This is a genomic window from Sphingobacterium suaedae (assembly GCF_042684625.1).
In the GTDB taxonomy this organism is placed as follows: Bacteria; Bacteroidota; Bacteroidia; order Sphingobacteriales; family Sphingobacteriaceae; genus Sphingobacterium; species Sphingobacterium suaedae.
On record NZ_JBHULR010000003.1, the window covers coordinates 798,333 to 824,243 of the forward strand.

Here is a 25,911-nt window from a genome sequence, read left to right on the forward strand (position 1 = left end):
CGTCATTGCTGGGATGGTATCAACAGGATTCAGCAATGGCGTTTTTAGTTTTTACGTTACTGCCCCAACCATACATACGTCGAACGGATGTTTTTGTAATCAGGCCGGCTCTACGCGTGCCGCCTGCTACTGCCCAACGCCCGTAAGAACAGATATCCACATAGCCCCGACAGTACAGATCCGACAAGTATGGCGAGTTTAGCTTCTTCTACGTGGAGTGGATCATGGAAAGATAATAAGGAAACAAAAATGGACATCGTAAAGCCGATTCCACCCAACATTCCCACGCCCACCATATGTTTCCAAGCGGCGTGCTCGGGTAGCGTTGCCAAACCCGACTTAACGCACAGAACACAGGTGAGGAATATGCCGCATGTTTTACCCACGAAAAGCCCGATGATAATACCTAAACCCATCGTGGAGGTTAACCCACCTAGCATCGCGCTATGCAACGTAATGTTCGTATTTGCCAGGGCAAATAACGGGACAATTAAAAAATTTACCGGTTTAGCGATAAGATGCTCCACCTTTTCTAGCGAGGACTCCGTATCATCGGGTGTTGTGGGCAGTGTCATCGCTACCAATACACCGGCAATAGTTGCATGTATGCCAGAATGATGAATGAAATACCAAATAACAATACCCGGGAGAAGATAGGCCCAAATATTCTTGACACCAAATCGATTGAAGGCGATTAACAGCAGAAAAAGCAGACCGGCATAAAGCAAATACATACCGTGAAGCTCGGTCGAATAAAAAATGGCAATGACCAATATCGCGAGCAGATCATCTACAATCGCTAGCGCCGCTAGAAAGACTTTCAAACTAGCTGGTACGCTGCTCCCGAGCATAGAAATAACCGCCAACGCAAACGCAATGTCGGTAGCCATCGGAATTCCCCAACCATGCTGCGTAGCCCCTCCGGCATTAAACAGATGGTAGATGAGTGCAGGTACGATAGCTCCCCCCACAGCGGCCAAAATAGGCAAAGCAGCCTGACGCGGAGAGGAAAGCTCCCCTTCCACGAGCTCCCTTTTTATTTCGAGACCAACCAATAGGAAGAAAACAGCCATCAAACCATCGTTGATCCAAGCGGAAACGGAGTAACGTAAATGTATAGCCTCTGTCTCAAATCCGATCGAGGTGTCGAGTAGCGCGTTGAATCCCGCCGACCACGAAGAATTGGCGACAAGCATCGACGCCACCAAACACACCAGAAGAAGCACACCCCCTCCGGTGCTCGAATTAAGAAATTCGCGAAAAGTTTTTAAATTAATCCGTTTTGCCATGATACGAAGTTATTGAAAATACACCTGCTCGACATACTTTTCAGAAAACAAAACAGGTAGCCAAATGATGGGCTACCTGTTTTTTTCTTTTTAGTGTCCCCGGCGGGGGTCGAACCCACATCGTCAGAACCGGAATCTGAAATTCTATCCATTGAACTACGGAGACTTCGCGTGCAAAAATAACACTTTTTGCCTTACTTCACACCTTTATTTGCAGATTATTTTGCACGCCAATACGAAAAAAAGGCTCCGTAGAGCTAACCTATTGATTATTAATGTCCATCCTCACCAACGGGTACCAAATGAACTTCGACTTTTAGATCAAGATCATTTTCTCCAGTAAACTGAGTAAAGTTGGTATTGTTCCAATCAGCGGCCGTAATTTTCTCTTTGACGCCTGCGTTTAAATGCCGTACCACATAACGGAATACAAAACTGTCGGCTTCTTTCTCCACCGTTAGATAACCTGTAACCCCTACATTTACCGCATCACCATTAGCCTTTTTATCGGCATATGCGTAGGAAAGACTTCCTTCGGGGGCTCCTAGTATAAAGGCCTGATGGATGTCGTCCCGCTCCACGAACGTATGCTGCGTTTCCCTGCCCGCGAAATCCTTTGCCACCAGTTGCAGACGATACGTTTTCCCCACGTCAAGGTGCAAATGGGCACCAGTCGGTGGTAATAAAGGATTGCCGGTATAGGAAACCGTTTTGGGTTCGACATTTTCAATATCTTCATAATCAAAATGATCGCCATGTGCGATACGCGTGACTTCAGTAAACGTTAATGTAGCACCGCCCACCTCTTCTTGATCAACTTCGGGCGTGGGGTCATCTTTCGAACAGGATGGTGCTAAAAACAATACACACGCTGCGAAAATAGTTAAACTTAATTTTTTCATAATAAACTGTTATTAAAATGTATATGATATTTTTACGTGAAAATTTCGACCGATTTGATGCGTGAAATAACGGAACCGGTCCATATAATCTTTGTACTCTTTATTCAAGATATTTTCGGCCGAGAGTAAAACGACCAATTGTCGATCATTACGCCAAGCAAATTGTTTGCTGATGTACACATCGAACAGGTGGTAAGCAGGAGGTGGTGCTACATAGTCCGCGCCAGCGTCGTAACGCGTCTGCTGCGCCACAAACCGATGTGCAAATTTGATATAATCTTGCTCTTTTTGATCCCTACTGTATCGCCAACGCACGGCGTGCTGAAGCCTGTCCGAAGGAATATAAGGCAGATACCGGTCGCGGGTGCGGTTCTCGGCACGGAGAATCGACACGTTACCTTCATAATCAATATTAGGCCATATGCCATACATCCATTTGAGATCGGCACCATAGAAAAGGGCATCATCTTGCCGATAAGAAAACAGGGGAAATGTACCTCGTATCGTTTGCCTTACCGAATCAGGATTCGGTTGCGCATAAATGTAATCATAAACGAGTTGCGCATGCATATCCAACGACATCTGCATCCGATCCGTATGCCATAGAAGGGAATTGATCCATTTAAGTCCCTTTTCGCTGCGAAGCGATTGATCTCCAACTTCGTAAGTTGCACTACCATGATGTACGCCATCACTATACAGTTCGTTAGCAGAAGGTGCACGCCATGCCAATCCGATATTACTCTTCAAACTCCACTGCGGGGAGAAGTGATACAATACGCCAAAGGTGCCTGATGCATTGTGGAACTTCCGGGTATCTGTCAATAAATACTGTTCGATACTTCCGTCGGCGTTGGCAGCCCCTTTCTTGTAACGGTAGCCTGCCACATCGAGATACTTAAAATCGTATCGGGCTCCCAATTCGGCATGCAGACGGCGGACATGAAACTGATGAATAGCAAATGCCCCAAGGGTGTAGCTGTCAAAATTAGGAATAATGGGCGTGGTTCCTGTACCTGGCGTATTATTGTTCACTTGGACCAACGATTGTACGCCGAAAGAGCTGTTCCCTTGTTTGAAGATGGCATCCAGGGATTGTGTCGTGAGCACCATATCCGCCATAGGCAAATCGTCAGATTCCACCCGGCGAACATCGTATTCTTTTCGGTGATTACGCTGGAAGCCATATACCATCGTTAACGATGACTTTGGGCTATAACGATGATTCCAACTGGCTTTTATCAAATCGTGTGCGACCTGTTGCCTGGGCGCGGCAATCGTATAGCTGAAATCATATGTTTCAAACGGACGGCCATGTGCAATACGTGCCTGAATATCTTCGACGGTTCCAATATGCGCACCAAGAAAAATTCCTATCTCCGTACCAAAGTGGCTATAGAATGCCTCTATCGAATTTAGGCTATCGCGGTACTGCAACATGGCGGAATAGTTAAGTTCTTGCACACCCGTGTTGCCCAAATAGTAACCTGCCGAGGTATAGTTGCCGAGCTTTTTGCCGGAGGCTTGCACGCGCCAGCCTAGATTCGGCAGCCAACTCGTATTGCCTTCCAACCGGAGGTGAGCCATCCCTCCTTTTCCATTTGACTGTCCCAGCAGATCAAAACGGCCTTGCCATGGAACGGTGAGATCGATATCATTCGGCGTGGCAATGACGACACCGCCTAGGGCATCGGCGCCATAACGTACCCCCTGTGCTCCTTTGACAACCTCTAACCGATCGGCAACAAAAGGATCAATCTCCGGTGCATGTTCCACTCCCCATTGTTGCCCTTCTTGACGAATCCCGTTATTCATTATTAAGATCCTATTACTATGCAGTCCGTTAATTACGGGTTTCACGATACTATTTCCCATTCCAATAGTGGTCACTCCGGACAAAGCCGTCAGTGATTCGGCCAGCGTCATTCCCTTTCGTTCCTGCAATTCGGTAAGGGACAACTTCTGCTTGCCTACCGACAAAGTCTCCGATTGCGTACCGATGATTTCCACATCCTGAAGGTGAATGGCATCGTTTAGCAGTTGTATATGAAGTATAGTGTCCCGCTCTAAAGAAACGACCGACGTATTCGTTTGGTAACCCACGAACGAACATCGCACGGTATGCATCCCTACACATAGGGAGGATACGGTGAAACGTCCTTGATGATCAGTGGAAACAGCCATGCCGTCAGATGCTTGAACCAGCACATCCCGAAGTGGCGAGCCATTCTCGTCTACCACATAACCTCTGATGCGCAACGCGCATTTCTCCTGAGCAAGTGCCGTCGTCGTTACGCTATAAAAGCATAGCACAAACGAGACGAACAGCAGCCGTAAGCTTCTATTCTGCATGTAATTGTAATTAAAAATAGGGGTAACAATGTGTTGGCGTTTACACCAACAATGGCGGATCTTTATTGCCCTCGTAACGCATCGGAACATACCGGTACCTAATTGTCGCATGTTCTGTTGGGATCAGAAACCGGTCGAACGCCTTGATTTCGGGCAATAGGACATCGAAGCTGTGGATATCGCTACATTGATGAAAGACAAACCAACAAAGCGAACAGCTTTCCTCGTCATCGTGATGTTCCATCGCTCGATGGCACTCAGAATGCGTTGTATCATGTGTATATTGGAGCGCAAAGGCTAGTGTCAGACTAATGAGTCCGATAAACAAAATACTATATTGTAGAATCCTTGTCACGTGTTTCGGTACAAAGATACATTTAACGCAACACTATTGCAACAATAAATATAACATCATTGCATTTGTAATTGATTACGACCGCGGGTGATACTGCGTAATAATAGATTGTAAATAGTCCCTGTCCACGTGGGTATAGATTTCGGTCGTCGTGATACTTTCATGCCCAAGCATATCTTGTACCGCTCTCAAATCAGCTCCTCCCTCTACTAAATGAGAAGCAAAGGAATGGCGAAATGTATGTGGACTGATGGATTTATTCAGTCCGATTTTTCTTGCTAAATCTTTAATAATTAGAAAAATCATTACCCTTGTCAACTGTTTTCCCCGACGGTTCAGGAACACGATATCTTCGTTTCCTATCTGAATGGGCATTTGTCTGCGAATTTCATCCAAATAAATCTTCAGATATTTAATGGCTTGCTCTCCAATCGGTATGAGCCTTTCCTTGTTCCCCTTCCCCTCTACCTTGATAAACTCTACGTCTAAAAACAAATTGGACAATTTTAGCTGAACGAGCTCCGACACGCGCAAGCCGCATCCATATAACATTTCTAGGATGGCCTTATTACGCGTCCCCTCCGGGGTAGACAGATCAATTGCAGCGATCAATGCATCGATTTCCTGGATATTGAGCACACTTGGCATTTTACGGCTTAAACGCGGTGATTCCAACAGTTGTGCGGGATGATCTTTTCTTTCGTATTCTAATTGAAGAAAGCTGAAAAAGGTTTTTAAGCCAGAAAGCAGACGTGCTTGGGTAAACGGCGATATATGGTACTCATTTACGAACATCAGAAACTGTTGTAGGAAACGCGTATCTACCGATTCGAGGCTAACTCGCTTAAAGCTACAGTAGGCCTCTAATTTCTGAACATCATTTAGGTATGCATCAATCGAATTTTCGGAAAGATTGCGTTCAAGTTGCAGATACCGTTTAAAATCACGTTTGACAGAATCCCAGTTCATTGGCCTAAAGGTAAGAAATATTTTGGAGCGACGAGGCGCTACATCGGCTGCAAAAAAATAAGACTTAAGCCGGGGAGACTTAAGTCTTATTGAACTAACCAATTATTAACCTAAATTATGAATGGTTAATGTAGTTCAACTTCTGTACCAAAGTGGATTGCACCTGCACCTGTTAACAGTATTTAACAAGCCAACCTCTTTGATTCAGGCAATTTCCCTATTTTTTCTTCCAATTTAACACAAACGAGATAGCACAGTGATCCGAAAGGGGTTCGCCGTGATTGTCGGAAAATTGCTGTTTTTCAACTTTATACGAGCGCGGGGTAAATTCAACATGAAGACTATTGCGGAAGAATATTTTATCAATGCTTTCACAGGTATCCGTGAGCGCCAATTTGTCGGCAGCTCTGAATTGTGGATGAATCGGAGGTACTGTCCCATTTCGCTCTAGTGCCACCCAAGCATCTGTTAGTGTTGTTCGTTCAGAGAATCGCAACACATTGTCCCAACTAGCGGCATAGTGCGCATTAAAATCGCCCATAACCAATACGGCTTGATCGTTGGAATACTGCCGTATATAATCGGCCAATTGCTGCATGTTTTTACGACGGGCTAATGCAGCTCCTGCATTGTCCTGTGCCGTTGCATGCACATTGTATACATCAATGTTTACGTCAACAGCAAGCTGTATTCGTGTGTAGGAAAAACCTTTAGAAGCCAAACAATCTGTTCCATGACAATCTTTCCAACTAATGCGCCGAGATTCCAAAATCGGATAGTTAGATAGGGTATTCAATCCGTCACCATAAGGCATCCCGATTTTAGGAGCGGTACGGTAAGGATGTCTGTTTCCCCCTTTATAGAGGTCGTCATGATAGTGGAAGTCTTCCTGTACGTTGACGATATCGAACGTATTTATTTTTTTGGAAATCGCTCGCATACTTTGGGCACGAGGGGTCGTCGCCGCAGAAATGACATCGGGTAGCCCTGCTACATTATAGGTCAACAGCGACAAGCTGCCAGTGGAAGCATTCGATACAGCCCTTCTTGAAGAAAGATAAGCTTCGATCGGCTGCACGGCAGATCGACTCGTTTTCGTTAGGTAAAAATAGCCGCATACGAGAAATACAATCAACAATATGCGTCCCCATTTCTGTCGTGTTTGCCAAACAAGTTGTAATTCCATTTGATCGCTACTTGATGCTATTCAAAGCTACATAGGCCGTATTACCTCGGTGTAAAAAAAAGATTAATCTTACGTATAGGAATTATAAAAATTATAAAAAAAACATGTAAAAATTCATAAATCATTAATATTCAATTCCCATTAAAGAAATACCACGGACTTATCTTCGTAAAAATAACGGAACCTGATTATATGGTAAAAGTAGCATTCTTTGCAGAAATACTCATTGAAGAATTTGACGGAGCATCACGCACCATGTTCCAAATCATCAACCGCATCGACACAAACCGCTTCTCCTACCTCTTTGTTTATGGCAAAGGGCCTGATCAACTTGCAGAACACGCTTCGTTACGTATTCCTACGCTCAATACTGGTCTCAATAAGGATTATAGCTTCACCATGCCCGCATTAGTTAAAGAACAGTTGAAGCACGAATTAGACACATTCCAGCCTGATGTCGTTCATATTGCTACGCCTTCGCTCTTGGGCTTCTTTGCTTTGCGGTATGCCCGACAACGGAATATTCCAGTCATCAGCATTTATCACACGAACTTTATCTCCTACATTCCTTATTATTTCCGAAAGTTCCCAGCATTGATAAAACCTGTTGAACGTTGGATGATCGCAGCGACAAAACGATTTTATAACAGCTGTGACTCCGTTTACGTACCGTCGCTTTCGATGATACGCCAGCTAGCACACTTTGGCGTCGACGATACCAAACTCGCGTTATGGCAACGTGGAATAGACTTGACCCTTTTCAATCCTACGAAACGCGATCTTGCGCATGTCCATCGACATACAGGGAATAGCAAACCGAATATCCTCTTTGCGAGCAGACTCGTTTGGGAAAAGAACGTACAAACGTTGATGGACATTTATGATCGACTTGAACGCGCCGGTATTCCGTATAACATGATCATCGCTGGAGATGGGGCTGCAAAAGAAGATATGGAAAGGCGTATGCCTAACGCATTTTTCTTAGGGAAATTGGAACACGAAGAACTTGCGCGTTTATACGCTTCGTGCGATATCTTCTTGTTTACGTCGACGTCCGAGACGTATGGCAATGTGGTCATTGAAGCAATGGCGTCTGGTTTGCCCTGCATCATCGCTGACGGGGGTGGAAGTTCAGATCTGATCCGACATCGCCATACCGGATATAAATGCCTGCCCAAATCTCCCGAAGATTATATTATCTATATCAAATTACTGCTTAATGATCCGGAATTACATCGCGTCATCAGAAATGCTGCCTTAGCACAAGTACAACAGTTGGATTGGAAAATGTTAACAGACCGCTATTTCGAAGACATCCAGCAACTAGCCAGTAGCCCTAGTGACAACTTGGTGTGGACGGCATGTTAAGGAGGAAACAATGGGTGAAATTTTTGATCATCATCAGCGTGATTGTCCCCATCGGATTCTTCATTTACCATACTGATTTTGAAGCAGTGGTTACCGAGCTATCAGATGTAGGCATACAATCGTTCTACATCGTGCTCATTACGGCATCGGCCTATTTATTGGGAACCTATGGATGGTGGGTATGTTTAGGCAAGGAACGGCATCATATATCGTTGCTTCGTTTATTTATGATTCGGCAGGTTGGCGAGACAGTGGGATTATACAACCCCTCTAGTGTGATAGGCGGTGATCTGTTAAAAGTGGTTCTTCTAAGAAACCGCGGCATCGCTAAAGATACGCTAGCGGAATCTGTGGTGGTCTCGCGCGTGACGGCCGTGCTTTCTCAATTATCATTATCGATTGTTGCGGCATGTTGGTTACTCGGTCATGCAGCAGCGACACTTCCTTCTTTTCTACGGTATGTTTGTGTTTTTTGTATGCTGCTTCTAGCGATCGGTCTTATTCTATTCGTAGTCGGTCTTGGCAGACCGCCAAGGCGCGCCCCGGCTGAGTCTGCTGCCCCAATAGGTTGGTTTAAAATACTGCAAACGCGCATCGTATTGCTTACCGCCCAAACGCGCTGTTTCTTTCGACATAAGAAACGTGCTTTTTGGCTGTCGTATCTATTTTTTGCACTACATTGGGTTGTTGGCAGTCTCGAATTCTATTTGATTCTTATTTTTCTCGGTTATCCGGTGTCTCCTATGCATGGAATTCTTTTAGACATGGGCGTCATCGTGATCAAAAGTACCGGTGCGTTTATCCCGGGGCAACTTGGTATCGAAGAGCTGGGCAACAAATTGGTTTTAGCGGCGATCGGGATACAGGCGTCATCCATTTGGATAACCGTGTCCATTTTACGCCGTGCGCGACAGCTTTTTTGGATCGGTATTGGCGTGGTTTGTTATCTATTTATTCGTAAAAGCGGCTCCCTAAATTTTGCTATTCATGGAGATCCTATTCGTCAGCCATAAGTATCCTCCGGCAACCGGAGGTATGGAAAAACAAAGTCATGAGCTAATCAATGGTATGCTGGCACACGCCACTGTCCACAAAATCGTATACACGGGCGAAGAAAGCTATTATCGCTTTTTCCGAAGACTCAACGACCGAATTTTGAAAAAAATACACAGCCATCCGAATATCAGTGTGGTACATTTTAACGATGGTTTGATCGCTTCGATGAGTCTTTGGCACACGGGGTATAACCATCTAACACGCATAGTGACGGTGCACGGACTTGATGTCGTTTTTCCATCCAAGATTTATCAGCGCTTTATCCTACCACGTTTCAATCGATACGACCACATCATCGCCGTCAGCCACGCAACAGCAGACGCTATTATTCATCGTGGTGTCACAGCACATAAAGTTTCTGTCATTGCCAACGGAATTGACCATCACCTTTCGACACTCCCGACAGCGGAAAACTGGGATACCATACGGCAAAAGTACGGACTTCCAATCGACAAAAAGATCTTGGTCGCCCTCGGCCGTCCCGTTAAACGGAAGGGATTCTCGTGGTTTATCCGAGAGGTGTTACCACTCCTACCTGAAGATATTTTTTTAGTTTTGGCTGGGCCATTTGAAATGGCGGCGTCCAAACGGGAAAAATGGTTAGAAAAACTACCCCGTCGTTGGCGTAATCTCTATATGCTATTCATGGGCTATCCATCTGATCAACCAGAACTGCGACGACTACTGTTTCACCCCGCCTTTACAAATCGAACGAAACATGTCGGAAAATTGCCTTTAGCGGATCTTAAGGTTCTTTTATGCCATGCAGATGCTTTCGTCATGCCCAACATACAGGTTGAAGGCGACATGGAAGGTTTCGGATTGGTGTGCCTCGAGGCGGCTAGCTGTGGTACAATTGTGCTCGCGGCAAATCTAGAAGGTATAAATGACGCTATTCTACACGGCAAAAATGGTATTCAGGTTCAACATCATGATGCAGAAGCTTGGCGCAAAACCGTTGTTGAAACCTTGACAGACAAGAGCCACGCCGAGTGCCGTAACGTCTTTCGGGCGTTCACCCTTCAACATTTCAGTTGGGAAAAGATGGTCCGCGATTATGCCGTATTATTCCGAAAACTATCTGGTAATGCAGACTGATGACATCTGGAACTTCAGTTGTTTATTTGGTGTATGTTCAGGGATGTATTTAGGATCGAAATTTTTCGCTATATTCATATCTCCAAGTGTTCTATCTTATGAAGAGATGTGTTCCATTTTATACAGGAGTGTCCATACTCGCTGCAGGCGTATCCGTTCTCTCGGGATGTGCGTCTGTTAAGGACGCAAATATCCGGCAGCAGATAATAGCCAGTACGTGCAACCAACAAAACGTATATACTTATACGGAGAAGGACATCCCCACCCCACTCCATCAATTGTCTTTGGATCGTGAACTCACCAGCCGTTTGCAGTATAAAAGTTTGCATATGGCTAACGCCATAGGAATACTGCCCGATCTGGTGCGTTATATACATTTGAAAAAAAAACTTGACTCGACAAATTTGGAGCAGCGCGTATCTGTGCTGGAGCTTAGACAACGTATCGATAATAAAATTAACGTAGCTTCTCTAGAAGTATCTGCTATTGCCTCCGAAATGGATTGTGAAGAAGAACGGACAAGCCAAATTGCTAACTATCTCAAAGGAAATGAAAATGACTTGGAATCCAAGTTAACTGTGGCCGCAATTGTTGTCGGCGCAAGTGGGGCGATCGCTACGGGTGGTGTGATCAAAAATGAAACAGCGAGCAATTCTGTCGGCATTGCCACGGGTATTACAGAGGCAACATTGGGACTACTGATGCTGTTTAATAATAGAAAGATTGACTTTTATCATAAGCGTAATGCATTACGCGAAGTCTGGGAAGGCAAATCCGTTTCGTCCAATTTCCCAACCAGCGTTTGGTATTATTTAAATTATGCAGATCCGGCTACTGGAGAGAAGTCGATAAGACATACCATTATCGACAAATGGAAAAATTTCGGACAAATTGCGGAGAACGACGATGGTAGCGGCGATGGGGATACCCATATTTATTTCGGTGATGGCGGTAAATACAGCACAGAAGAATTAGTGAACCGCGCAGATATGTATGATCAATTAGAATCCCACATCACGCTTATGAAGCAAGATCTGAAGGCGCTCTCCTTGGAATTGGAAAAACTATAGGGGTTTCCCTTCGGTTCGGATCCAAAACGCTTGAAAAAAAATACCCTTATCTTTCGATAAGGGTATTTTCCTGCGGAGAGTGAGGGATTGGTTTAGCCCCACAGGCCCCAGCTACACCCTAAACCTCCTGTGGATCGAACCCCGGCCATCCCTCCGGTTCGAATCCAAAACGCTTGAAAACAAAAATACCCTTATCTTTCGATAAGGGTATTTTCCCGCGGAGAGTGAGGGATTGGTTTAGCCCCACAGGCCCCAGCTACACCCTAAACCTCCTGTGGATCGAACCCCGGCCATCCCTCCTGTTCGGATCCAAAACGCTTGAAAAAAAATACCCTTATCTTTCGATAAGGGTATTTTCCTGCGGAGAGTGAGGGATTCGAACCCCCGAACCTGTGACAGTTAACGGTTTTCAAGACCGCCGCATTCGACCACTCTGCCAACTCTCCGCGACAAAAGTACGAATTTTATCATTTCTGCAAAATTTTATTTTACTTTTTTCGGTATATGGACACGATCCCAACGGTATCCAATTGATTGCTAATTGAGTATAAATTGAACATCGCCTTGAATTTTCACTTCCTCTCCCACCATAACACCCCCGGTTTCTAGCGTCGTGTTCCACGTAAGCCCAAAGTCCTCCCGATTCACTTTACCGCGGAAGGCAAACCCTATCTTTTCATTGCCCCATGGGTCTTTTGCCAAGCCGCCAACCTCTACATGAAAAGTGATCGGCTTTGTTATATTTTTGATGGTTAAATTACCCGTCACCTCATATTCTTCTTCGTTGAGCCTATTAATCGTCGTCGATTCGAACGTGATTTCTGGATAACGCGTTGTGTTGAAAAAATCCTCACTCCGTAAATGTTGATCCCGTTGTTCGTTTTTTGTATTTATGGAAGACGTTTCTATCGCTATACGAACAGCAGCAGTTGAAATATCTTGTGGATCGCCGCTCATGTTGAAATTAAAATTTTGAAAGAATCCTTTTACACTAGAGATCATCATGTGGCGCACTTTAAATTCAATTTCGCTATGCGCCTTGTCTACTGTCCATGTTGCCATAATCATACGTTTATGGGAATATAACCATAAATGTTGGTTTTTGTTTATTCGTCGAGACATTTTTTTGTAAAGGCTGCATGCGAAACTATATATTTGGCAGGCAACTAGTTAATGTGTAAGGCGTAAAAAATAAACTTTTTATTTTGCAAAATTAACGCAATTGTCTACTTTTGTTGCACCGAAAGGAGGCGCCAATAGCTCAGTTGGATAGAGCAACGGTTTTCTAAACCGTCGGTCTCAGGTTCGAATCCTGATTGGCGTACTGAAAAGCTCTCTATTTACCATAGAGGGCTTTTTTTCTGCATGCATGTCGAAAGGGAATAACCTAAAGCACTTCATTTCTTGTTCACTACGACTTCGCAAATGGCGTATCTTCCTGCTATAAATAACCCTTAAAAACATTTTATCGTCAAAAACTGTGTTTTTCTTTTTATTTTCTTATCATACATCAATATCTTGTCGATAGTTTTGACCGATATTTGTAAAACAAATTAAAAGAAATAGAGTACGTATATTATGGCAACTTGGAGTTTAGATAAATCGCATAGCGAGTTAGAGTTTAAAGTAAAACATATGATGATCTCGAACGTTAAAGGACAATTTCAGGACTTTAACGTAACGGTTGACAGCAGTTCTGCTGATCTCTCTCAAGCGCAGGTAAAAGTGGAAATTAAAACAGATTCGGTTACCACCAAAAACGAACCGCGCGATCAGCATCTACGGAGCGAGGAGTTTTTTAACGCTTCGGCTTATCCCGCCATCACGTTTAAGTCGACAGAAATACAAAAAGTCGACGACGATGAATACAAGCTTTTGGGCGACCTGACCATCAAAGGTGTTACCAAACCAGCTACGTTCATTGCTGAATTCGGCGGGATCGCAAAGGATCCTTGGGGAAACCAAAAAGCGGGATATACTGTATCGGGTAAAATAAACCGTCAAGATTTCGGTTTAACCTGGAATGCGGCGTTAGAGACAGGCGGTGTTATGGTAAGTGAAGAAGTGAAATTCCATGCCGATGTGCAGTTTGTGCTGGCATAGATAAGAGGCTTAAATCGCGACAAAAAGGTGCTGTTTTAGAACAGCACCTTTTTTTGGATGCAAGCGAAGATTCGGCAGGATGTTCGCAGCATGTTATCCAAATAACTTTTTTGCCGTCAGACGCGTAATCGTCTTAAATGAGATGATCGGTATACGATAGCTTACGGATATCCTTGTCGACCTCATTTCGCTGTTCTTCGGTCAACAACCTAAATTTTGATAAAAATGATTCGATATCCCTGAGCTGGGCGAGCGTTCGAACACCCACAGCAGCGACATCGACGGCAGGATTACTTAACACATACCCCAAAAGCAAGTGCGTTTTGGAAATACCAAGGGCTTTCGCTACCCGTTCTACGTTGCGTTTAGCATGGCCAATTTCTCCCGATGTTAGCTGTTGATAGCTTTCGATGGGCTTATCCACCAACATACCTTGTGTTAGCGCTCCACGACTAATAACCGAAATACCCTTTCGGCGAAGTAATGGAAACACAATCTCAGGACGGCGATCCAATACACTATATTGCATCATGACGCTCACGATGTTGGAGCGTTCGGCATATGCTTGGATCACGTTCGGCCGAATTGACGAGATGCCATAATAACGTATTTTCCCGGCTTTGGTCAACACTTCAAACGCCTCGATAATCTCATCGATCGGATCTTCTATTGTTCCGCCATGCAATTGGTACAAATCAATGTAATCTGTATTTAACCGGGAAAGCGATGCCTCCACCGCTTTGATGATATACGGTTTCGATGCCTTCCAATCCCACGTGCTCCCATCCGAGCGCCATTGGTTGCCCACCTTAGTAGCCAATACAACTTGATCACGCACCGATGATAACGCGAGTCCCACCAGATCCTCATTCATTCCCCTTTCGTATAAATCAGCCGTATCGAAATATCGAATACCGGATGCATAAGCCTGTTGCAGGATATCGACGTTGAGCTTCGTCGCGCCACCTTTCAAGGACATTGTCCCCATTCCAATGGGCGCAATTTTTAAATCAGATTGACCAATTTTAATTTCCTGCATTCGCCTCTTTGATACCTACTAATTCGATCTCAAACACTAACGGACTATACGGAGGAATATCGGCTCCGGCTCCACGCTGTCCATATCCCAACGCAGAAGGGATATAAAACTTATAAATCGAACCAACAGACATAACCGGAATACTAAGCTTCCATCCCTGAATGACATTGTCTAAGCTGATCTCCAAGGGCTCTCCTCTGTCATAGGAATTGTCGAAAACCTTTCCATTCGCTAATGTTCCTTTATAATGTACGATAACTTCAGACGTATCTGCAGGCTTGGCACCTGCCGATTCCTTGACCACTTCATAATACAGTCCATCCTGCAAGTGCTTTACCCCTGCTTTATTTTTTATATTTTCGAAAAATGCTGTTTCTTCTTCCTTGAACACTTTTATTTTTTCTTCAGCAGCCTTCGCGAACGCGGCCTTAATAATGCGCATCCCTTCCTCTTGTTCGATCAAACGTGGATTTTCCTTCGTGGCGTCCGTGACACCTTTCAAAAAATTTTCCGGATTAATCATCACGCCATTATTAGTCAACGAAGACCCTACATCCATTCCTAATGCATAAGACACGGAGTCGATGTTGTTTTTTAAAACTTGCGCTTTCGCTCCATACACTTGTGTCATGGTTAATGCTACCACAGCATACCCAAACTTCCTCATATTTTCTATTTATGTTGTTCTACTATGTTTGTAATAATATCACGAGTGATATCGGGATAGTCCACAGCCACCCTGTTCTTGCTATTTAACCATGCCTCGATCGCATAGTCAAATTTCTTTTTTAAACTGCTAATAACCGGCACGCCCATTTGTTCCAGCGCGGCAGCATTTAAATGTTGTTCATACTGGTTTTTCATTGGGATGACCAACAATTTTTTTCCGAGATACAATGCTTCCGCGGGCGTTTCAAAGCCGGCTCCGCATAAGACACCCGCAGCATTTGCCATACTTCTAACAAACGTATCACTTTGAATGGGATTGATCGTTACATTTTTTAGTGAAAACTTCTTTTTATTATGTTTTGAATAAACGTCCCATTGGATATCTGAAAACTTCGATAAGTTCTTCAACAAATGGGCATCATCGTATGACGGTAAATAAACCGTATAATGCCCGTGGTCCTTAGGCTCCAGTTCTCGGATAGATTGGCGGATAACCGGCGTAAAAATAGATTTACTGTACGACTTAAAATGGAATCCATATGAAATGCTGGACGGTGCATAATTCTTCATGATGAATTTCCCCAACATATCTGTTTCGTCTGGTTTCGGGCTTGCTGAATCTAAGGCACCAATTTGGTGACTCAACCCAATGCAAGGAATATCCCGAGTTTGACAGGCCCAAGCTGAAATAGGCTCAAAATCATTAATTACCAAATCATACTGTTCAACGGGTAAATGGTTGATCTCTTGGATGAATTTGCGCACCGTAGAGCTCATGAAGGTACGCCACAGATCAACTCCCCCGGACTTTCCAAAGATAAAGCTCAGACCATGAAGCCTATATTTCACGTCGAACGGCAGCTGTATATCGGCCTGTATCCCGCTAACCAATATATCCACTTCGCCCAGCTCGCGTAAGATTGGAATAATGTCTAACGCACGCGCGAGATGACCGTTTCCTGTACCTTGAACTGCATACAATATTTTCATACGACCGCATTCATTTATGCGCCCAAAGTACTAATTTTCCGCCAAAATGAGAGCGGTTGACAGGAAGTTTCACAAAAATTCTTTAATTTTAAGAAACCTTTTATACGCTTGCCATGCCAAAGAAACTGCTATTCTTTTGGGGATTATTGATATGTTCTCTCTTTTCGTCTTGGGGCTTTTACGCGCACAAGCGCATTAACCAAGCGGCAGTTTTTACGCTACCTTCAGAACTCGCCGTGTTCTACAAGAAGTACATCGATATCATTACAGAGCGAGCCGTAGACGCCGACAAACGATGTTATGTCGACTCCTTAGAATCACCACGGCATTTCATCGACATTGATGAATACACGGAAGATGTTCTGGACTCAATTCCGGTTCACTGGAGTAAAGCCAAAGAAAAATATCAAGAAAAAAAACTATTGGCACAAGGGATTGTCCCCTGGCAAATCGCATTCACCTATCAAAAACTCATCAAGGCTTTTCGAGAAAAAGAGCCAGAGGCCATTATTAAACATACGGCAGATCTGGGCCATTACATAGCGGATGCGCACGTGCCTTTGCATACGACCAGTAACTATAATGGTCAACAAACCGGACAAATAGGCATCCATGCATTTTGGGAAAGCAGGCTACCGGAAATGTTCGCCTCCAGCTATAATTTATTGGTAGGTAAAGCCCAGTACGTACGTAGTCCTTTGGACTCCGCTTGGCAGATAATCAAAGAAAGTCACGCGTTGGTTGATTCTGTCTTACTCATTGAAAAAAATCTCTCCAAAGAATTTCCACCGCATCTTCAGCGCAGTTATATCCCGCGAAACAATATTTTGGTGGCGACCTACTCGGATCAGTACGCGTCGGCTTACCACTACCGGATGAACGGGATGGTAGAACGGCGCATGCGCCAGTCTATTCAACGTATCGGATCGTTTTGGATGTCCGCTTGGATAGACGCCGGCCAACCACAACTCCGTTCCGTCTATGATACCCGGAAAACTTCGTCTTCTTCTGAACAATCAAGCGGGAGAATACTAGGACGGGAGGAATGGCATTAACGAGTTCCAACAACTTTATAACGGGCAACATAATTGCCAATAAATGCTTAGTTTTGCGCCGTTAACTTATAAAAATATGCCAAAGATATCGTCGTCTATTGTTTTATTGGGATTGCTACCCGCGCTGTCGATCGCGCAAGACACGACCAACATCCGTGAAGTCATTATCAATCAAAATCGATTGCAGATCCCGTTTAGTAAAGACAACAGAAATATAGAAATTCTTACTGCCGCACAGATCAAACAACTGCCTGTCAAGAATGTGAACGAAGCGCTTGGCCTGCTCAACGGTGTTGACCTTCGCCAACGTGGTCCTTTTGGCACGCAGGCCGACGTCAGCATCGATGGAGGAAGCTTTGACCAAACGCTCGTATTGATAAACGGAGCAAAAGTATCTGACCCGCAAACCGGGCACCACAACCTAAATTTGCCGATACCGCTCGATGCTATTGAACGCATTGAGGTACTCCGTGGGCCTGCCGCCCGCATTTATGGGGTCAATGGGCTCACGGGTGCAATCAATATCATTACAAAAACGATAACCCAAACCGGTGTACAAGCAAATGTGTATACAGGGAGTTCGTTTAAGAACCGAGACGAGGAGCAGAAAAACGGGGTATATTACCACGCCGGCACGCAATTGGGCGTAAGCTGGCACCAAAAAGAACATCAGCATCAACTGTTTTATGCCAAAGATAAATCCAATGGACAACGTTACAACACCGCCTCCAACGCCGAAAAGTTATATTATCAAGGTAACCTGGACATTGACAGCCGGAACAGCGTGACTTGGCTCGGTAGCTATTTGTATAACAGCTTTGGGGCGAACGGTTTTTATGCCGCACCCGGCGATAAGGAATCGCAAGAAATCGTGGAAACCGTGTTTGGTTCCCTGTCTTCCAAACACCAACTTTCCGAACGCTTTTATCTGAGCCCCCGGATAAGCAACCGTTATAATGAAGACGATTACCGATACTATCGACACGACTTGTCTAAGGCACGTTCTAGACATTACAATAATAGTCTTTCATTGGAGGTGAACAGTCGCTTACAGACCTCCATCGGCGACATTGGCGTTGGGATCGAATCCCGCTTGGAGCGAATTAACAGCTCAAATATGGGCGACCATAAAAGAGACAACCATGGTGCGTACGCCGAATTCCGAACGGAACAGATTCAAAATCTAGATCTCAATATTGGTGCATATGTAAATTATAACAGTCAGTATGGTTGGCAAATCTATCCGGGCTTCGACTTGGGGTATGCATTAAGCGATCAATGGAAAATCGTCGTGAATGCTGGCTCAAGTCAACGGATACCCACTTTTACCGATTTGTACTTAAATCAGCGACCAGGCAACATCGGGAATCCGAATCTGCTGTCCGAAGATGCTTGGCAAGCGGAGGGCGCCATTAAGTTTCAAAACGAACATATCATTGGTCACATGGGCTATTTCCACCGTCGCATTCGAAACTTCATAGATTGGGTAAGGGCCGACGCGAACGAACCTTACCAACCTTTTAACATGGGCAAAAATCAAGTAAATGGTATCCATATGAACTTACTATATCATCTGCAGGTTCAGGAAATACGCTATGGGATAAACGTGGGGTATAACTACTTGGAACCAACGATTAAACAGGCGGAAGAGCTCACCTCCAAATATCAACTTGAGAATTTAAAACATCAAACGAAGCTATTACTTACCGCCCAACACAACAATTGGACGCTAGGATTGACCAATCGGTTCAACCAACGGATATCAGATAAGTCGTATCTTCTTATGGACGCCCGATTTGGACTCGAATTTCAAGCGGTCTCCGTCTATGCGGATGCACAGAACCTATTCGATGTCACTTACATTGAGAGTGCGGCCATTCCTATGCCCGGAAGGTGGTACAGCGTAGGTGTAAAGTATCGTTGGAAGAAAAACGGTTGAAAATATAACATTTCAAGCTGCTTTCCAAGCAAATCAACGTATCTGACGGTGTCGCCTAGAGAGAGCTTAACGCGAAGATTCGATGCTGCTTGCGGATATTTCCACGCATAGGTCGCCGAATAGCCAATCACACAAAAGATAGTGGGAGGCTTTAAACCTCCCGTGCATTATCATTACAACGTTGTTCGGTTATCGTCCGAATGGGTATCGATCAGCTTATTATATGGATCTACCCCGACTTCGGTGGGTTCTTCAGCGACAAGAATTGAAACGACATTATGTATTTTATCAATCTTATGTTTGCTCAGATAAATCTGGTTGTCCACTTCATATGTCCCTTGTTTTTTCTTCTTTCCGAATACACCCACTTCCACATAGTCCGCCAGCGGCAACGACTGTAAGGTTCGTTTACCGACTTTTTCTTGTAAAGCCCGTTCACCCTGATCGGCATACGACCGCTTCCCTTTTTTATCGGTACGATATTTCCGCACATGAAAGGTTATATCAACTTGGTAAGTACCATTTGGCAGTCTCTTATAACGCGCTGATTCTACCTCGTTATCGTAAAGGGTGATCGTCTCATACATGTCCTTAATAAGGTATTGCAGCGAATCGGGTGTATGCGCCCGTAACAGCGATACAAATTCTAAGGAGGTTGTATAAGGAGGTTCCTGAAAAGCAACTTGGGCAATATATGCTTTTAGGAAACTAGTAAACCTCTCCTCGCCTAGAAAGTCAGCCATGGCATACATCACAACCGCCCCTTTGTCATAGTGAATATATTGCTGGCTTTCGTTGGTCACCAAGGGTTGCTCGTTAAACTGCTCATTCCCCCTTCCGCTCAGGTACTTGTCTAAAGCCTCCTTCAAGAACTTCCTCATTTGATAAACGCCGTACGTCTTTTCCAGCACCTTCAGAGAGCTATATTCTGCCATAGATTCGGAAAGCATAGTCGAACCTTTCACGTTAGCGCCTATTACTTGATGTGCCCACCATTGATGAGCCAGTTCATGCGAAATCACATGATAAGGATAATCCACCGCGTCAGGATTCGTTTCGTCGACTTTAGCGATAAACCCAATGCCTTCCGAAAATGGAACGGTGTTGGCAAACGCCTGTGCAAATGTGCCATGCGTTTTGGGAAACTCGATAATACGCATCTGATCAAATTGATACGGACTAAAGGCCCTGCCATAATAGGATAACGATTTCTTCATCGAAGCCATCATCCGTCGAAGGTTGAATTCATGTCCTTTATGGTAATAGATTTCCAGATTTACGTCGTTCCATCGTTCCTTACGTACCGCATAACGGGCAGATATAAACGAATAAAAATTCAGCATTTTTTGATCCATCTTGTAATGAAAATACCTCCGTCCATTCTTCGTCCACTCTTTCTGCAAATAGCCGGGTGCAATCGCAATCTGGTCGGTCGACGTCCCGATGATAGCCTCAAAACGGATCCAGTCCGAATCGTTCGCAATGTATGTGTTTTGTCTAGCCCACGTATTCGTGGGTTCTGCCATGCGGTCACGACTTGGTAAGCCATATTTTTTTCGAATAGCATTGTCCACCAACTCTACATTTTCTTGATAGCCAATAGAAGGAAAATATCGATTGTTCATAAACGTTCCATTCGTAAGTATAGGCGAACGGTCTCTTAAGAACGTATTTGGTTGGTTTTCGAGTGTTGCATATACCGTCAAACTATCGCCAGGTAGCAACGGCTTCTCTAACCGATAGATATCAAAATCCGCTATACTGTCTGTTGATACGCGCTTTGCGCCGGCGACAGTTATAGAATCCAGCAGATCATTGTAGTTGACAAAAATGGAATCGATCGCTTCCGCTGATTTGTTTTTCAGCACGTACGCTACAGCGGCATAAAAATTTCGGTCTTCCGGATAAAATTCTAATTGCACGCTCACATCAACAATGCGTGGTTGTGCACGATGCTGGTACCGCTTATATTTCTTTTCATAGGCAACCTGCTCTAGCTCTTGTTGCTTCGCTGAGACGTAGCGTTCGTGCACATTATTGTCCCGATAGATGGCGATGCCTAATACAATAAACGCAAGCAGGGCACATGCGGTAGGCCAAATCACGGCCGGTTTAAAACGCTCGATCGCCGCACATATTCGATTTCGAACACCAGCAATAACACCACGGCGCCAAAACAGTAAGGTTACTCCTGTTAAGAAACTGACAAAAAGCAACCAATACAACTTGTACCAGATGTAATGGCGCACATCACCGTAACCATTCATATCCGAATAGCTGTAAGATGGCCCCTCGTTAAATTTGTAAATCGCTTGTTCTACACCTACTTTAGACAAAAAGGGTACCGTCATGACAACAATTAAACAAACGAAAAAACCGATATAATAATTCTTGAAAAACACATGAATAAATAGTGCAAAGAGTATTAGAACAAGATAGTTCAGAAAATCCAGTACGAAAAGCTCGTAAAGATAATGCCCTATTTCCAATTGGTAATAACCTTGAGAAAGTTGATAACTGATAGCAGTCAGCATACTGATCGAGAGAACGGTGAACGTTATTTTGACCAAGGCAATCAGCTTGGATAACCACAACGTCCAATTTGGAGTGGCAGTAACATCCACGAGGAGACTCATTCCGGCGATACTCGCTCGTTGAATCAACATACCGGCAAACAGGTAAATGATCAACGTAAGAAAGAAGCCGTAAATGCTTCCGGTTGTTACCAGCATTTTCCAAGTTACAGGATACGTTTCTGTACCAAAAAGCTGTCCGGTAGACGAGGTTACGATCAGCACCATTAACACCGCAAAGATCATCATGATGATAAAAATCCAATTTCGGACAATAAACATGAAATCTGTATGGGAGATACGCCAAGCTGTTTTCAGATGATTGGTCGTAAAATAATCTAGGCGCACTTTTGGCAAATTGATAGCAATAATGCTCCCAAAATTATTCTTAGTCAGCCGGTTTCCTTTTTTTGCCCGTCCAAATTGCACACCCAAATGAGAAAAGTTAAAAGTCAGATAAACCCATGTTAAGACAAGAACACCAATGGAGAACCAAAGCAACCGGTTAATTAATATGGCGCCAGAAAAAGGGATATTATTGACATTTTGTTCGTCCACAGTCCAGTATTTGGTCTCGTACCGCAATGCTTCAAAACCGAACGGGTCTATGAGAGAAGCCAAATACTCGTTGTCCATATTATTGCGAAGGCCGCCCAAAAAAGCATCCAAGACAAATAAAAAGATGATACATATAAATCCAATGTAAATATTTCGTGTGAAGGTTACTAAAGCGAAAACAATAGCGCCAAACAAGACAAGATTGGGAATAACAAAATACAAATAGGCTTGTAGGTACGACCAAAAATGATTCGGTCCTAACAGCTCTGAGTTGACTTGAGGCAAGAGCTGCGCTATCAAAAACCCAACCGTTGTAAATAGAACAATCCCGATGCTAATGGTTAGCGAACTGAGAAACTTGGCAGCGAGGTACGCCCCTTTATCGATTGCATAAGAGTACAACACATGATGCACATGATATTTAAAGTCTCGATAAATCGCACCGCCCACAATGGTGGGTAATAAAAAATAGACGAAAATGGACAGTGCATTTAACATGCCGCTGACGCTCATCGGTGAATTCGCATAGACCGGATTAGTTGTCGTTGCAGTCGCCTGATCAAAAACCCCCAGGTTCGATCCCATGATAAACACAGCGAAGGCCATAAACAGCGTACCATACACGTAAAACAGCGGATTCCTAATCCAGCGGTTGAGCTCGAATATAAAGATATGCTTAAACATGAATACGATCTTCCTTCAGGTTGACAAAATAAACATCTTCCAAGACCGGTTTCACAGGCGCAAACCCGTCCCCGGGAAGCACATCGTGATAAACACGAATGTTTAACGAATTATCCGGATTATAATTCGATGAAATGATATTGTAAAGGCGGCTTTCTCTTTCGAAATTGATACGATCAATGGTTTTCGTCCAAATTTTACCAGCTAACAGCTCTTCTCCCTGTTTGGCCGTTCCCCGATAAAGAACGCGACCACCATTCAGGATTGCCAGTTCATGACATAGCTCACGGACATCGTCCACAATGTGTGTGGAAAATATAACCGTATTGTCTGTCCCGATTTCACGTAATACGTTAAGAAAACGTTGACGTTCAGCCGGATCTAAACCTGCCGTCGGTTCATCAACGATGATAAGCTGGGGACGGTTCAACAACAGCTGGGCAATACCAAAACGTTGTTTCATTCCTCCCGAATAGCCACTCACACTCTTATCTTTGACATCCAATAAGTTGGTGATTTCAAGGACTTCGTGAATCATTTTCCGACGATCCCGCCTATATCCGATGCCCTTAAGTTGTGCAAAATAGTTCAATAGTTGCTCCGCGGAAATGTTTGGATAAACACCAAATTCTTGGGGCAAGTAGCCCAGTACTTTCCGGAGTTCCATTTTATCCGACAGGACGTCCATATCGCGGAACACAATACTTCCTGCATCCGGACGTTGCAATGTCGCAATCGTACGCATCAACGATGATTTTCCTGCGCCATTCGGTCCCAGCAGGCCGAACATGCCCCTCCCTATCTCCAAATGTACATTATCCAGTGCTTTCACACCGTTCTTGTACGTTTTCGTTAAATTTGTGATCTGCAAAGTCATTGGCTGTAGAATTTAAAGTTAACCCATTAGTCGACCGATGGATCCTTTTGTTACAAATCTCCACCTAGTATTTTAGGTACGCGTTATCTGATACAGACACAAATACGCATATGGTAGGACTCGCAGAATGTTTACCGACCATATCCCCCCGTTCACCTATTTTTTTTGCGCATTTACCTAAAATTTATCGCAACGCTCGATTCCACGCTATTACTTTGTCTAATAAACACAAGAAGCAAATGGGATGGTTCACACGACTAAAAAAGAAAAATGATGCGGCGGTGTCTACCGAAGGAATGACACAGGCATCAGCATCAGTGCTAGAAACCAAAGTAGACCATTCAACATTGAACGGGGCTTCGGTACACGGCAATCAAGGCATTTTCCTAATATACAACTACCTCCAACAGGATTTTGAAGCAAAAGGCTACGACGATGCCTTGGTCAGTCCCGACGAAGGATATAAAAACGACAACATCCGACTTATTCGGTACGATCTTGAGATCCTGATCCATCAGGTAAAGACCTATCACGATTCGCTTATGAAGGACATGGAATTTCACATACAGTCGCGCGGGCGAGCCGGTCTAGTTGATCTTGTCGATGAGTTAAAGATAAAGCAAACTGATTTGCACGCACATATGGAAAAAGTCCATGAGTTCGAACGCTCCCTACAGTCAGATAGCGGACTTTGCGAGCGCGCAATTCTTGCCTACAAACGCGGATTTATGAAAGGCATGGCGTCTATTACCCAAGCTCATTTACTATCTAAACGATTTTAAGCAGATGAAAGATTGGTGGTTAAAATTTGGTTGCTTCCTAACAGGGTTTAATTACAGCCTGATTAAAAATTCCAGCGAGCAATCTTCCAAAAATGTTAAGAAATATACATCAGCGATGCTTTTGATCGTATTGGTTTGGTTTTTCATTGGCTACAGTTTCGCAACGCGTTATCTCCATCTCGATTCGTGGGGCGGTATCATCGGTGGTGCCTTAATGAGCTTCGTTATTATACAGATCGAACGCATCATTATTCTTTCAACAAAAGTGAGTGCTTGGTCGAGCATATTTCGTGTGCTGCTCGCAGTCGTTATGTCCATCTTGGGTGCTTTCATTATGGATCAGATCACCTTTAAAGATGATATCGAACTCCGGAAAGCGCAGGTGATGGATCAACGCGTAAAAATCGCTGTCAAACAATCGGAAGACGATATTCAAAAGCAAATCCAAGATTTGGACGTCATGATTGATAAAGCGAATCAAAAGTACGATGCCGTCAGCCAGGATTTAAAAAAGAATCCGGTGATCGTCACGAGTTATACGAACCGCAGTGTCACGCGTGATCAGTCGGGAAAAGAAGTCAACAGCACGCAATCGACCAATAAATCGGTCATGGAAAACCCAAAAAAACTGGAGATGGAACAGTTGCACAAACAGATTGAAACACTTCAAAACAAGAAATTTGCGTTGGCCGCGTCCATCACCACGATCAAAGATCGGAAGGAAAAAGAACTGAAAGCTGCCACAGGTTTTTTGGACGAATTAACTCTTTTGCATGATGTGGTGACATCTTCACAGATCGGCATCTTTGTTTATCTCTTGTTTATGTTGTTTTTCCTTGCCATTGAATTGTTCGTATTGGTTATGAAGCTGACGGATAAAGAATCGGATTACGATAAGCTTATTCAGCATCAAACCGCTATACGTGTGCACATGTTGGAAAAATTAGGTGCTCCATAAACAAAGCAAACTTCTTATTGTTATTCTATTAAAAATCAA

Annotated in this window: 21 protein-coding genes and 3 tRNA genes; 10 read left to right on the forward strand and 14 right to left on the reverse strand. The window is 44.1% G+C overall.

Annotated features, from left to right (window positions below):
- Positions 1 to 110: 110 nt before the first annotated feature.
- The 7 genes from nhaA to ACFSR5_RS06890 all read right to left on the reverse strand — a co-directional run bounded on the left by nhaA (position 111) and on the right by ACFSR5_RS06890 (position 7,053).
- A complete protein-coding gene (gene nhaA / locus ACFSR5_RS06860) occupies positions 111 to 1,289 on the reverse strand; it encodes a Na+/H+ antiporter NhaA (RefSeq protein ID WP_380902050.1) in 1,179 nt (392 codons plus the stop codon).
- Between the two features lie 94 nt (positions 1,290 to 1,383).
- Positions 1,384 to 1,455, reverse strand: a tRNA-Arg gene (locus ACFSR5_RS06865).
- 106 nt (positions 1,456 to 1,561) lie between these two features.
- The gene (locus ACFSR5_RS06870) at positions 1,562 to 2,191 is read right to left on the reverse strand and encodes a hypothetical protein (protein WP_380902052.1); all 630 of its coding nucleotides are present in this window, start codon (positions 2,189 to 2,191) and stop codon (positions 1,562 to 1,564) included.
- Between the two features lie 12 nt (positions 2,192 to 2,203).
- Positions 2,204 to 4,543, reverse strand: coding sequence for a TonB-dependent receptor (locus tag ACFSR5_RS06875; protein ID WP_380902054.1), 2,340 nt, complete (start codon positions 4,541 to 4,543; stop codon positions 2,204 to 2,206).
- A gap of 40 nt (positions 4,544 to 4,583) precedes the next feature.
- A complete protein-coding gene (locus ACFSR5_RS06880) occupies positions 4,584 to 4,898 on the reverse strand; it encodes a hypothetical protein (RefSeq protein WP_380902056.1) in 315 nt (104 codons plus the stop codon).
- Between the two features lie 75 nt (positions 4,899 to 4,973).
- The gene (gene xerD, locus ACFSR5_RS06885; RefSeq protein WP_380902058.1) at positions 4,974 to 5,867 is read right to left on the reverse strand and encodes a site-specific tyrosine recombinase XerD; all 894 of its coding nucleotides are present in this window, start codon (positions 5,865 to 5,867) and stop codon (positions 4,974 to 4,976) included.
- A 217-nt stretch (positions 5,868 to 6,084) separates the two neighbouring features.
- Positions 6,085 to 7,053, reverse strand: a complete 969-nt coding sequence (locus ACFSR5_RS06890) for an endonuclease/exonuclease/phosphatase family protein (protein WP_380902060.1) — start codon at positions 7,051 to 7,053, stop codon at positions 6,085 to 6,087.
- 192 nt (positions 7,054 to 7,245) lie between these two features.
- Between ACFSR5_RS06890 and ACFSR5_RS06895 the strand changes: the two genes are divergently transcribed.
- From ACFSR5_RS06895 to ACFSR5_RS06910, 4 genes are all read left to right on the forward strand, one after another.
- A complete protein-coding gene (locus ACFSR5_RS06895; protein ID WP_380902062.1) occupies positions 7,246 to 8,421 on the forward strand; it encodes a glycosyltransferase family 4 protein in 1,176 nt (391 codons plus the stop codon).
- On the forward strand, positions 8,415 to 9,434 hold the full coding sequence (locus tag ACFSR5_RS06900) for a lysylphosphatidylglycerol synthase transmembrane domain-containing protein (RefSeq protein ID WP_380902064.1): 1,020 nt from the start codon (positions 8,415 to 8,417) through the stop codon (positions 9,432 to 9,434). Before ACFSR5_RS06895 ends, ACFSR5_RS06900 begins: the two co-directional genes overlap by 7 nt.
- Positions 9,409 to 10,575: a glycosyltransferase family 4 protein gene (locus ACFSR5_RS06905; RefSeq protein ID WP_380902066.1), complete on the forward strand. Its 1,167-nt coding sequence runs from the start codon at positions 9,409 to 9,411 to the stop codon at positions 10,573 to 10,575. Before ACFSR5_RS06900 ends, ACFSR5_RS06905 begins: the two co-directional genes overlap by 26 nt.
- 98 nt (positions 10,576 to 10,673) lie before the next feature.
- Complete coding sequence (locus tag ACFSR5_RS06910) at positions 10,674 to 11,645, forward strand: hypothetical protein (protein ID WP_380902068.1); 972 nt, start codon at positions 10,674 to 10,676, stop codon at positions 11,643 to 11,645.
- Positions 11,646 to 12,006: 361 nt separating this feature from the next.
- Here ACFSR5_RS06910 and ACFSR5_RS06915 read toward each other — a convergent pair.
- Positions 12,007 to 12,091: transfer RNA gene (locus ACFSR5_RS06915), tRNA-Ser, on the reverse strand.
- 91 nt (positions 12,092 to 12,182) lie between these two features.
- Positions 12,183 to 12,707, reverse strand: coding sequence for a YceI family protein (locus tag ACFSR5_RS06920; protein ID WP_380902070.1), 525 nt, complete (start codon positions 12,705 to 12,707; stop codon positions 12,183 to 12,185).
- Between the two features lie 188 nt (positions 12,708 to 12,895).
- Here ACFSR5_RS06920 and ACFSR5_RS06925 point away from each other — a divergent pair.
- Positions 12,896 to 12,969: transfer RNA gene (locus tag ACFSR5_RS06925), tRNA-Arg, on the forward strand.
- Positions 12,970 to 13,223: 254 nt separating this feature from the next.
- Positions 13,224 to 13,748 (forward strand): YceI family protein, encoded by a 525-nt coding sequence (locus ACFSR5_RS06930; RefSeq protein WP_380902072.1) that lies wholly within the window; start codon positions 13,224 to 13,226, stop codon positions 13,746 to 13,748.
- A gap of 133 nt (positions 13,749 to 13,881) precedes the next feature.
- On the opposite strand, the gene ACFSR5_RS06935 is transcribed toward ACFSR5_RS06930, so the two are convergent.
- The 3 genes from ACFSR5_RS06935 to ACFSR5_RS06945 are packed head-to-tail and all read right to left on the reverse strand — an operon-like array spanning position 13,882 to position 16,446.
- Complete coding sequence (locus tag ACFSR5_RS06935) at positions 13,882 to 14,787, reverse strand: aldo/keto reductase (protein WP_380902074.1); 906 nt, start codon at positions 14,785 to 14,787, stop codon at positions 13,882 to 13,884.
- Positions 14,774 to 15,454, reverse strand: coding sequence for an FKBP-type peptidyl-prolyl cis-trans isomerase (locus ACFSR5_RS06940; RefSeq protein WP_380902076.1), 681 nt, complete (start codon positions 15,452 to 15,454; stop codon positions 14,774 to 14,776). The genes ACFSR5_RS06935 and ACFSR5_RS06940 overlap by 14 nt, the downstream gene beginning before the upstream one ends.
- 5 nt (positions 15,455 to 15,459) lie before the next feature.
- Positions 15,460 to 16,446 carry a glycosyltransferase family protein gene (locus tag ACFSR5_RS06945; RefSeq protein WP_380902078.1) on the reverse strand — a complete coding sequence of 329 codons (987 nt, stop codon included), beginning with the start codon at positions 16,444 to 16,446 and terminating at the stop codon, positions 15,460 to 15,462.
- A gap of 113 nt (positions 16,447 to 16,559) precedes the next feature.
- Between ACFSR5_RS06945 and ACFSR5_RS06950 the strand changes: the two genes are divergently transcribed.
- Together ACFSR5_RS06950 and ACFSR5_RS06955 are read left to right on the forward strand one after the other, a co-directional pair.
- The gene (locus ACFSR5_RS06950; RefSeq protein ID WP_380902080.1) at positions 16,560 to 17,501 is read left to right on the forward strand and encodes a zinc dependent phospholipase C family protein; all 942 of its coding nucleotides are present in this window, start codon (positions 16,560 to 16,562) and stop codon (positions 17,499 to 17,501) included.
- 76 nt (positions 17,502 to 17,577) lie between these two features.
- Positions 17,578 to 19,440 carry a TonB-dependent receptor plug domain-containing protein gene (locus tag ACFSR5_RS06955; protein ID WP_380902082.1) on the forward strand — a complete coding sequence of 621 codons (1,863 nt, stop codon included), beginning with the start codon at positions 17,578 to 17,580 and terminating at the stop codon, positions 19,438 to 19,440.
- A gap of 173 nt (positions 19,441 to 19,613) precedes the next feature.
- Here the strand turns inward: ACFSR5_RS06955 and ACFSR5_RS06960 are convergent, their stop codons facing one another.
- Entirely contained in the window at positions 19,614 to 23,255 is a 3,642-nt protein-coding gene (locus ACFSR5_RS06960; RefSeq protein ID WP_380902084.1) for an ABC transporter permease/M1 family aminopeptidase, read from the reverse strand.
- Positions 23,248 to 24,132 carry an ABC transporter ATP-binding protein gene (locus tag ACFSR5_RS06965; RefSeq protein ID WP_380902085.1) on the reverse strand — a complete coding sequence of 295 codons (885 nt, stop codon included), beginning with the start codon at positions 24,130 to 24,132 and terminating at the stop codon, positions 23,248 to 23,250. Before ACFSR5_RS06965 ends, ACFSR5_RS06960 begins: the two co-directional genes overlap by 8 nt.
- Positions 24,133 to 24,371: 239 nt before the next feature.
- On the opposite strand from ACFSR5_RS06965, the gene ACFSR5_RS06970 reads away from it, so the two are divergent.
- The gene (locus ACFSR5_RS06970; RefSeq protein WP_380902087.1) at positions 24,372 to 24,914 is read left to right on the forward strand and encodes a hypothetical protein; all 543 of its coding nucleotides are present in this window, start codon (positions 24,372 to 24,374) and stop codon (positions 24,912 to 24,914) included.
- A 4-nt stretch (positions 24,915 to 24,918) separates the two neighbouring features.
- A complete protein-coding gene (locus tag ACFSR5_RS06975) occupies positions 24,919 to 25,872 on the forward strand; it encodes a DUF4407 domain-containing protein (RefSeq protein ID WP_380902089.1) in 954 nt (317 codons plus the stop codon).
- Positions 25,873 to 25,911 lie beyond the last annotated feature (39 nt).